The 9056-nt window shown below is 50.3% G+C and carries 10 protein-coding genes; 3 read left to right on the top strand and 7 right to left on the bottom strand.

The window, feature by feature from the left end; genetic code table 11:
- Positions 1 to 492: 492 nt before the first annotated feature.
- From rplS to ffh, 6 genes are all read right to left on the bottom strand, one after another.
- Positions 493 to 954, bottom strand: coding sequence for a 50S ribosomal protein L19 (gene rplS / locus PPL9_RS13895; RefSeq protein ID WP_057463274.1), 462 nt, complete (start codon positions 952 to 954; stop codon positions 493 to 495).
- Positions 955 to 1157: 203 nt separating this feature from the next.
- Positions 1158 to 1862: a tRNA (guanosine(37)-N1)-methyltransferase TrmD gene (gene trmD / locus PPL9_RS13890; protein WP_057463234.1), complete on the bottom strand. Its 705-nt coding sequence runs from the start codon at positions 1860 to 1862 to the stop codon at positions 1158 to 1160.
- A gap of 110 nt (positions 1863 to 1972) precedes the next feature.
- The gene (rimM, locus tag PPL9_RS13885) at positions 1973 to 2536 is read right to left on the bottom strand and encodes a ribosome maturation factor RimM (protein ID WP_057463233.1); all 564 of its coding nucleotides are present in this window, start codon (positions 2534 to 2536) and stop codon (positions 1973 to 1975) included.
- A 36-nt stretch (positions 2537 to 2572) separates the two neighbouring features.
- The gene (gene rpsP / locus PPL9_RS13880) at positions 2573 to 2965 is read right to left on the bottom strand and encodes a 30S ribosomal protein S16 (RefSeq protein WP_057463232.1); all 393 of its coding nucleotides are present in this window, start codon (positions 2963 to 2965) and stop codon (positions 2573 to 2575) included.
- A gap of 21 nt (positions 2966 to 2986) precedes the next feature.
- Positions 2987 to 3304 carry a chorismate mutase gene (locus PPL9_RS13875; RefSeq protein ID WP_057463231.1) on the bottom strand — a complete coding sequence of 106 codons (318 nt, stop codon included), beginning with the start codon at positions 3302 to 3304 and terminating at the stop codon, positions 2987 to 2989.
- Positions 3305 to 4861 (bottom strand): signal recognition particle protein, encoded by a 1557-nt coding sequence (ffh, locus tag PPL9_RS13870; protein WP_057463230.1) that lies wholly within the window; start codon positions 4859 to 4861, stop codon positions 3305 to 3307.
- Between the two features lie 386 nt (positions 4862 to 5247).
- On the opposite strand from ffh, the gene PPL9_RS13865 reads away from it, so the two are divergent.
- The 3 genes from PPL9_RS13865 (at position 5248) to PPL9_RS13855 (ending at position 8250) form a co-directional block, all read left to right on the top strand.
- A complete protein-coding gene (locus tag PPL9_RS13865) occupies positions 5248 to 6246 on the top strand; it encodes an alpha/beta fold hydrolase (protein WP_057463229.1) in 999 nt (332 codons plus the stop codon).
- Between the two features lie 141 nt (positions 6247 to 6387).
- On the top strand, positions 6388 to 7308 hold the full coding sequence (locus PPL9_RS13860) for an alpha/beta fold hydrolase (protein WP_208989362.1): 921 nt from the start codon (positions 6388 to 6390) through the stop codon (positions 7306 to 7308).
- 141 nt (positions 7309 to 7449) lie between these two features.
- Entirely contained in the window at positions 7450 to 8250 is an 801-nt protein-coding gene (locus PPL9_RS13855) for a DUF1629 domain-containing protein (RefSeq protein WP_057463227.1), read from the top strand.
- Between the two features lie 21 nt (positions 8251 to 8271).
- Here the strand turns inward: PPL9_RS13855 and PPL9_RS13850 are convergent, their stop codons facing one another.
- Positions 8272 to 8949, bottom strand: a complete 678-nt coding sequence (locus PPL9_RS13850; RefSeq protein ID WP_057463226.1) for a YggS family pyridoxal phosphate-dependent enzyme — start codon at positions 8947 to 8949, stop codon at positions 8272 to 8274.
- Positions 8950 to 9056: the final 107 nt, after the last annotated feature.

The raw sequence follows: 9056 nt of genomic DNA, 5'->3' as shown, positions 1-9056 counted from the left end.
AACACTCTTTCCAAGGCATCCCGGTCCCTCCCTGAATGCCATGTTAATGTGTCAACCATCTCTCCGAACACCTGTCACCTATGTCTCCGGTATGTACACGAAGATCCGGGATCCATACCCTCAATGTCAAAGATTGGTCGAATGCCCCAGCAAAATAGTAGAGCAAGAGGTTATGGATCCCAGCTCAAAGGCCAGGAAGACACCGGAGGAAGCCGACTGGCTGAGGAGCAAGAAGCCCGCCCGCCACTATCTTCCCGGTCCTCGAGCCGGGACCCATACGATAATTGCTGCATATCACGAGTCTAGCGTTTGCCGTCAGGCACTCATGGGTCCCGGGTCTCCGCTACGCTCCACCCGGCATGACACCGAGAGAGCTGCTATGCCCAAATCCAACCAAACCGCAGAACCTGCAGAAAACCCGACCATGAACACAAAAAACCCCGCTGATTTCTCAGCGGGGTTTTAGAAACCATAGAGGCCGAAGAGTAAATCTTACTCTGCAGAACCTTTAGCTTCAGCAGCCTTTTCAGCAGCTTTTGCAGCTTTCGCAGCATTAGCAGCCGCACGAGCTTCTTCGTTAAGGCGCTTTGCGCGTACGTTGGTAGCTTCAACGATACGTGCGGACTTACCGCGACGCTCACGCAGGTAGTAGAGTTTCGCACGACGGACTTTACCGCGGCGAATGATTTCCAGACCTTCGAGCATTGGGCTGAATACTGGGAATACACGCTCTACACCTTCGCCGTAAGAAATCTTACGAACGGTGAAGCTTTCGTTGATGCCGCCGCCGGAGCGTGCGATGCATACGCCTTCGTAGGCCTGCACACGAGTACGAGTACCTTCGGTAACGCGTACGAGAACACGTACGGTATCACCTGGAGAGAACTCAGGAAGCGTACGCTTCTCTTCGATGCGAGCCATTTCTTCGGCGTCGAGCTGCTCAATGATATTCATGGCAGTTTCTTCCATTTTAAATATTGGTCAGAGCGTCCCTCAGTGGTCGAGCCACCGGGACGTGTTCACCAAACCTTGGCATTATGCCGGGAAGTGAAGTGGAACTAGGACCCTAGCGGCAAACGCCAGACAGAATCCACTCCAGTCGGCGCGGGTTTAGCCGATTTTTGTAGGTTTGTCATGAAAAAAGTGTAGAAAACCCGCTATCCACGGCTATTTTCTAGGTAATCCTTCCAAAGATCTGGTCGTCTTTCTTGAGTAATCTTTTCAGACATCTCAAGGCGCCACTGATCAATCAGTTTATGATTACCACTTTTAAGAATAGATGGGACTTCCTGCCCTTCAAACTCTACAGGCCGCGTATAATGCGGGTGCTCAAGTAAGCCATTCTCAAAGCTTTCAGATTCACCGCTCTCTTTATTTCCCATAACACCGGGAAGAAGCCGAACAATGCTATCCAAAACCACATGAGCAGCAACTTCTCCTCCTGAGAGAATGTAGTCGCCAATAGACACTTCCTCGAGCTGGCGCCCTTCTATGACGCGCTCATCAACACCTTCAAAACGACCACAAACAATGATCACACCTGGTCCATCAGCCAGTTCACGAGCCTTTGCCTGCGTAAATGGCTTACCGCGTGGGCTCATGAGCAACCGTGGACGTGTATCTTCATCCTCAGTCACATCATCAATTGCTTTGCCAAGAATATCAGGACGCAGAACCATACCAGCGCCACCGCCAGCAGGTGTATCATCAACAGAGCGATGCTTATCAGTCGCGTAATCGCGAATGTTGTTCGCTGTAAGAGACCAATCCCCGCGCTCCAACGCGCGTCCAGACATGCTCATTGCCAGATTTCCTGGAAACATCTCAGGGTACAGCGTCAAGATGGATGCACGAAAGGCCATAGGATACCCGTTGCTTAAGTAAGGTCAGTCTCTGGAATGTATTTTGATGCACAAACTGCAAAAATCACGCTGATGATCTCAGCAATGTCTGCATCTGGTCGTGTGAAAAATCAGTCTGCTTCCGGCTTGGAGCCATCTTCAGGTTCTTTTTCACCTTCATCATAAAAGCCTTCAGGAGCATGAACCTCCACATATCCCTCTTTGAGGTCAATGGTAGGAACAACAGCTTTTGTGAATGGGAACATAAGAGAATTGCCGCTTTTCGGGGCAACTTCAATCAAATCACCTGCGCCAAAATTCAAAAGAGCCAACACAGTTCCAATTGCCTCACCCTTCTCATCAATGGCTTTCAGGCCAATGAGATCAGTGTGATAGAACTCGTCTTCGTCTTCTGTTTCAGGCAGTTTTTCGCGAGCGATATAAAGCTTCATCCCATTGAGGACTTCTGCTTCATTGCGGCTATTCACGCCTTCAAACTTGGTAACTACCACAGTTTTTTGAATGCGAGCCTTCTTAACTTTAAATTTGCGGCTACCGTCAGCACTTTCGAGCTTACCGTAATCGCCAAAAGAAAGCGGGTCATCACCAAATGGTTTGACCCGCACTTCTCCACGTATGCCGTGAGCAGCCCCGATCTGAGCCATTAGAATGCGGTCTTCAGGCTTGTTTGCCATTGCCGGCGTCTCCTTCTCAGATCGGGTATGCTTATATTATTCGGAAGCTGCTGTTGCTTCTGCCGCTGCTTCTTCAGCAGCCGCTTTTGCTTCAGCTTCTGCTGCCAGCTTCTCGTCAAGACGCTCTTGAGCTTTCTTGCCGAGTTTCGCTTTGATTGGGTTGTTGCGTGGCTCACGCTTCAGCAGGCCAGCAGCGTCCAGGAAGCGGTGTACACGGTCAGATGGCTGTGCGCCGTGACCGAGCCAATGCTTGATGCGCTCTTCGTTCAGCTCAACGCGGTTGTCAGCATCTTTAGGCAGCATTGGGTTGTAACGACCAACGATTTCGATGAAACGACCGTCGCGTGGGGAGCGAACGTCTGCAATTACGATACGGTAGAAAGGACGCTTTTTAGTGCCACCGCGTGCGAGGCGAATTTTAGTAGCCATTGTTTATTTACTCCTAGGTATTCAATCTGTGCTGTGTTCAGCAGCAATAGCTTCATGATGCCGAATGACTTCCTTCACGATGAAGTTCAGGAACTTTTCAGCAAAGTCAGGATCAAGATTGGCCTCGGCCGCAAGACGGCGCAGACGCTCAATCTGAAGTTTTTCACGGGCCGGGTCAGCCGGTGGAAGACCATGGGTAGCTTTCAGCTCCCCAACAGCCTGTGTGCAGCGAAATCGTTCAGCCAACATATGCACCAGAGCAGCGTCTATGTTGTCGATGCTGGAACGAAGCCCACCAAGGATCGCCTTGGCATCTTCAGTCTTGTCGATCTCGCTCAATTACTTTTTCCCCTTGCCAAGCCCCGGTAAACCAGATGCTCCACCAAGACCGGGCAATTTAGGGCCGCCAACTCCTGGCAATCCCCCGGGAAGCGCACCACCCGGTAATCCTTTAGGCATTTCCATACCGCCCGGCAGCTGACCGGATTTAGCCATCTGCTCAAGCGCTTTAGGGTCAATACTCGGCATTCCGCCGCCCATGCCTGGCATACCGCCACCCATAGCGCCCATCATCTTGCCAAGCATACCCTTGCCTTTGCCCTTACCCATGGCCTTCATCATATCGGCCATCTGGCGGTGCATTTTCAAAAGCTTATTAACTTCAGCAACCTGCACACCAGAACCTGCCGCAATACGCTTTTTGCGGCTTGCTTTAAGCAGTTCAGGCTTGGTACGCTCTGTCTTGGTCATAGAGGAGATGATCGCCATCTGGCGCTTGAACATGTTCTCATCAAGGTTGGCAGAAGCAAGCTGCTTCTTCATTTTGCCAACACCTGGAAGCATGCCCATCATGCCGGACATTCCGCCCATCTTTTCCATCTGCTTCAGCTGTTCAGAAAGATCGTTCAGGTCAAAGTGACCCTTCTGCATCTTCCGAGCCATCTCTGCGGCTTTTTCCGCATCAATCGCTTCAGCAGCCTTTTCAACGAGCGAGACAATGTCGCCCATTCCAAGAATGCGATCAGCAATACGCTTTGGATGGAAATCTTCGAGTTCATCAGATTTTTCACCGGTACCAATCAGCTTGATCGGCTTGCCGGTAACAGCACGCATGGAAAGCGCCGCACCACCGCGGCCATCACCATCCATACGGGTGAGCATGATACCTGTGATCGCGCAACGCTCATCAAAGCTCTTCGCCAGATTAACAGCGTCCTGACCAGTCAGAGCATCGGCAACGAGCAGAACTTCATGCGGGTTGGACGCAGCTTTAATCTGCTCCATCTCAATCATGAGAGGCTCGTCAATGTGACCACGGCCCGCTGTATCGAGCATGACCACGTCATAACCGCCAAGCTTCGCTGCATTCAGCGCACGCTTTGCAATATCAACCGGCTGCTGCCCTTCAATGATAGGAAGCGTATCAATCTCGTTCTGTTCACCTAGAACTTTCAGCTGCTCCTGCGCTGCCGGACGGCGCGTATCAAGAGAAGCCATCAAAACTTTGCGCTTATCGCGCTGTGTCAGGCGACGTGCAATCTTGCCGGTTGCAGTGGTTTTACCCGCACCCTGCAGACCAACCATCATAATGCAAACCGGAGCCGGCGCATTTAGGTCGATCGGATGAGATTCCTCACCCAGCATCTCAATAAGTTGGTCATGCACGATCTTAACGACCATCTGACCCGGCTTAATGGACTTAACAACCTCAGCACCAACAGCGCGGTGTTTCACCTTGTCGACAAAAGAACGCACGATCGGCAGCGCCACATCAGCCTCAATGAGCGCGCGACGAACTTCGCGCAGCGCTTCATTAACATCGGATTCAGAAAGCGCACCGCGTTTTGTGAGCTTATCTAGAATGCCGCCTAGGCGATCTGACAGATTATCGAACATGTCGTTCCTTTAAAATCTCGTTTCTGCACAAACACCTGAAGAAAACCAACTGGTGCCGTACACTCGTTCCTAGTGAATTTGGTGTCACCAAGCCAAAATTGCCACGGCAAATCGATTGCACATAGCAAAAAATCACCCGAGGGCGCAACGCGCTGTCGGGTGTTGACTTCTGGGATCTCTTTATACCTTTTCGGGTCCCAGTCAGTGGCTCCGGTCTTCACATAGAAGGAGTTAGGTCGGGTATCTACGAGAATACAGGTGCCGAGTCAAGCAAAACCGCCATTTGTTGGAGATTGTATAAGCTTGGATAAAAAGGAAAACTCAAAGATGCACTAGGTTTCCTGCCAAGCTGACTCACTATCAGCAAAAAAAGAGGCGATTTAACGATGCTCTTCCGAAAGAACTATCTGTTTTTGCTGTCTCTTATCGTCCTGATCATCGGCTTCCTGCTCTACTGGGCCAACACCTATGTGTCTCCCTCTATCACATTCAACCCAAGCGACATTGGCGAAGACCCTGAAGAATACATCGCACGGGTAGAAAGCCGCTTTACAGACATTAAGCCCGGTCTCGAAAAGCAAATCATCTGGCAAAACCCAGACACCAAGGCCAAAACCGAATTTGCCGTCGTCTACATGCACGGCTTTTCTGCCAGTAAAGATGAAATCAGACCCGTTCCCGATCTCGTCGCCAGCTCCATTCAGGCCAACCTCTATTACACACGGCTTCCCGGTCACGCCCGTACACCTGCTGCTATGGGAGAACCGAATGTCGATGACTACTTCAATGCTTTGGCAGAAGCGCTCACAATCGGGAAAGCCATTGGCAACAAAGTCATCGTCATCAGCACCTCATTCGGAGGTTCTCTAACAGCATGGATGGATCTTACTGATCATTCTCTAAAGGAGAACGTGGAAGCAATCGTCCTCATCTCTCCCGTTTTTGAACTGGCCGCAGCAGGAACCTCCCTGCTCACATATCCGCTTGCAGAGTACTACACCCCAATCATCGTGGGCCGTTATCGGGTCGCTGATCCGAATGCCAATTTTGAGGAGATCTACGCGTGGACCAACGCCTATCCGGCAACCGCCCTGCTTCCTCTTGCTGAAACGGTCAAACTCGTGGGCAGTCTGGATGCAGCAAACGCAACCATCCCAACCATGTTCATCTACGATATCCGCGACGAAACCTCAGATGAGCACACCACAGCGAAGTTCTTCGAAAACTGGGGCGCACCAAAGCACCGCCTCCTAATAACCGAGTCCGCAGGCAACCATCACGTCATCGCAGGCGACATCATCAATCCGGAAAACAACCTCCTCGTCTCCAACGCCATCATCGAGTGGCTTGGGTCCAGAGGCGTACCTACTGTCTACTCTCAATGAAACTTCCTGATGCTCTGATTTGATATTTCAACCCAAGCTGGAATATGCTGGTGCCGCTAAGGAACAAAGGCACCCCATATGCTCTTTCGATATTTTATTTTTGTAGTACTGATTTTACTCGTAGGAGGCACAATTGCCTTCATGACAGGCCCAAGAGAACCACGCGATACAGAGATCACCTTCAAACCCGAAATTATGGGTGATGATCTCGAAGTGTATCTTTCAGAGAGTGAGGCCAAGTTTCAGGATATTCGTTCTGACACGGCCAAAGAGATCATCTGGTTCAATGGTAAGAAGAACAGCAAAACACCTCTTTCAATAATTTACGTCCACGGCTTTTCCGCCAGTAAACACGAGATCCGCCCTGTACCGGACCGCGTTGCAAATGAGATGGGCGCCAATCTTTTCTTCACCCGCCTGACTGGCCATGGCCGCTCGGGTGAAGCGATGGCAGAAGCCTCATTGAACGACTGGGTCAACGACCTCGCTGAAGCGGTCGAAATTGGCCGGCGCATTGGTGAAAAGACAATCATAATGTCCACCTCAACCGGTGGCTCACTTGCAGCTTGGCTCGCCATGCAGGACCACCCGCTGAAAGATGATGTAGCCGCAATGGTGTTTGTCTCACCAAACTTTGGTGTCAAAGCAGCAGGCGGGTTCTTGCTCGATATGCCGTTCGCAAGACACTATGTCCCTCTGATCATTGGCAAAACCCGCTCATCTTCCAAGGCGCCATCTAAAGAAGAGCAAATGGGCTGGACCATCAGCTACCCAAGTGTAGCCCTCCTCCCAATGGCAACCACAATCTCAGTATTGCAGGAACAAGACCCCGCAAAAGCAAGCGTACCTGCCCTGTTCATCTACAGCGAAAAAGATGAAACCATCGACGCAGCACTCACTAATATCGCCTATGACAAATGGGGCGCACCAAAACAGCGTCTGCTTATCGAAAGCTCAGGTGACGACAACAACCACGTCATCGCAGGCGACATCATCAGCCCACAAAACAACGACCTCGTGGTCTCCACCACAATCCAATGGCTGAGCGATCAACTACTTTAATACAAACAAAAAACGGGCGAGAAGTTCCTCGCCCGTTCAAAACTCAAACATCCCATGAGTTTATGTAGTTTCGCATAAACCTGCCTGATCTAATATTGCCAGCTGCAACCTGATGACCGCTATTTATATTGGATATCAGAAATGCCTTTTATTGTTGATTTTGGTTTTGCACACGGCCCTGAACTTTATGCCGTTTCTGATGGATTTGAGCCGCCTTTAACTCCTGATGTTGAGTTAACTACGATGTTAATGCGGGGACGCAACCGGTTTGACAAGCCGGGTGAACAAAGTCCCATGAATGCTGCCCGGATTGCCGAAATACCTCATACTTTGTATCTTAAAGAAGCTGATAAGCGTGGATTGCCGGATGTAATTTGCGGTACCTGGAATACGATTGTAGTAAGTGCTCGGCTGAAAGATAAGCTTGAGGAGCTGGAACCGAAGCGACATGGTTTTTATCCGGTGACTATCAAGCACAAAGGTACTGGGAAAATCTATGGCGCGGGACATTTGCTCTACCTGCATCAAAAACCCGACATTATTGACCATGACAACACCCTCTACGCTGGTGCCCGTAATTTCGGCGAACAACGTTACGGTGGCGGTTACGAACGTGCAGCATCCAACGACTTCTGTCTTCGAAGGGTCACCTCTTCAGGGAAACAACCCCATAGCAATGACGCATACCTGATACATTTTAAGGAAGGCGGGCTAAAAAACCGCCATCTTTGGCGTGGTACCGTCGGTAAACCAGAGTATTTCAAAAGTGCACCGTTTCATCCGGATTCAAAACGAACAACATATGTTGATCCACTATGTCAGACAATATTTATCAGTGACGAACTAGCTGAGTGGATCCGGGCTGAGAAGATTATAGGCTGGGATCTATTCCCGATTCTGGACAAGCCCGTTGACTGGGGCGCCGCACAGTTCAATAAGTAGCGCCCAATCGAACACCCGTGCTTACTGCGAATAGTCGCGCGCACCAAATACCGCAGAACCGACACGCACATGTGTTGCGCCATGTTGAACGGCAATTGGGTAATCAGAAGACATTCCCATGGAGAGCTTTTCCAGACCGTTCCGCTTTGCGATTTTCTCAAGCAACGCGAAATGCATGCCCGGCGCTTCGTCAACTGGCGGAATGCACATCAGGCCTTCAATCTCCAGCCCATACTCATCACGACACTTCGCGATAAACGCATCCGCTTCCTTTGGAGGAATACCAGCCTTCTGGTCTTCTTCCCCGGTATTAACCTGAATGAACAGCTTTGGCGCTTTGCCTTGCTTATCCATCTCAACTTTCAGCGCTTTAGCAATCTTATCCCGGTCCACAGTGTGGATCACGTCAAAGGTCTGAATAGCTTCTTTCGCTTTGTTAGACTGAAGCGGGCCGATCAGATGCAACTCAACACCTTCAAACTCCTCACGAAGCCCAGGCCATTTGCCCATCGCTTCCTGAACCCGGTTTTCACCAAACACACGCTGTCCAGCTTCTAAAACCGGCTTAATATCTGAAGCTTCGAATGTTTTTGAGACTGCAATCAACGTTACAGAGCCGTTCGGACGTTCAACATCCGTCTCAGCTTTTCCGATGTTTTCCTTAACCTCTTTAAGGCGAAGTGCAGCAGCGTCACTCATTCCTAACTCCAGCGAAAAATCCATATTGGAGACATGAAATGCGCTCCCTAAGGTCTAAATGCAAGAGTAGTTGCACTTCATTGAGAAATTTCTGACAAATCTTCTTG

Source organism: Pseudovibrio sp. POLY-S9 (genome assembly GCF_001431305.1).
Lineage (GTDB): Bacteria > Pseudomonadota > Alphaproteobacteria > Rhizobiales > Stappiaceae > Pseudovibrio.
This window is presented reverse-complemented; position numbering and strand designations above follow the sequence as displayed.

What these genes read in the sequence shown, in the direction of transcription:
- ffh (WP_057463230.1), bottom strand. Translation starts at nt 4,861, where the DNA reads ATGTTCGATAATCTGTCAGATCGCCTAGGCGGCATTCTAGATAAGCTC.
- PPL9_RS13850 (WP_057463226.1), bottom strand. Translation starts at nt 8,949, where the DNA reads ATGAGTGACGCTGCTGCACTTCGCCTTAAAGAGGTTAAGGAAAACATC.
- rplS (WP_057463274.1), bottom strand. Translation starts at nt 954, where the DNA reads ATGAATATCATTGAGCAGCTCGACGCCGAAGAAATGGCTCGCATCGAA.
- PPL9_RS13860 (WP_208989362.1), top strand. Translation starts at nt 6,388, where the DNA reads ATGACAGGCCCAAGAGAACCACGCGATACAGAGATCACCTTCAAACCC.
- PPL9_RS13855 (WP_057463227.1), top strand. Translation starts at nt 7,450, where the DNA reads ATGCCTTTTATTGTTGATTTTGGTTTTGCACACGGCCCTGAACTTTAT.
- rimM (WP_057463233.1), bottom strand. Translation starts at nt 2,536, where the DNA reads ATGGCAAACAAGCCTGAAGACCGCATTCTAATGGCTCAGATCGGGGCT.
- PPL9_RS13865 (WP_057463229.1), top strand. Translation starts at nt 5,248, where the DNA reads ATGCTCTTCCGAAAGAACTATCTGTTTTTGCTGTCTCTTATCGTCCTG.
- trmD (WP_057463234.1), bottom strand. Translation starts at nt 1,862, where the DNA reads ATGGCCTTTCGTGCATCCATCTTGACGCTGTACCCTGAGATGTTTCCA.
- rpsP (WP_057463232.1), bottom strand. Translation starts at nt 2,965, where the DNA reads ATGGCTACTAAAATTCGCCTCGCACGCGGTGGCACTAAAAAGCGTCCT.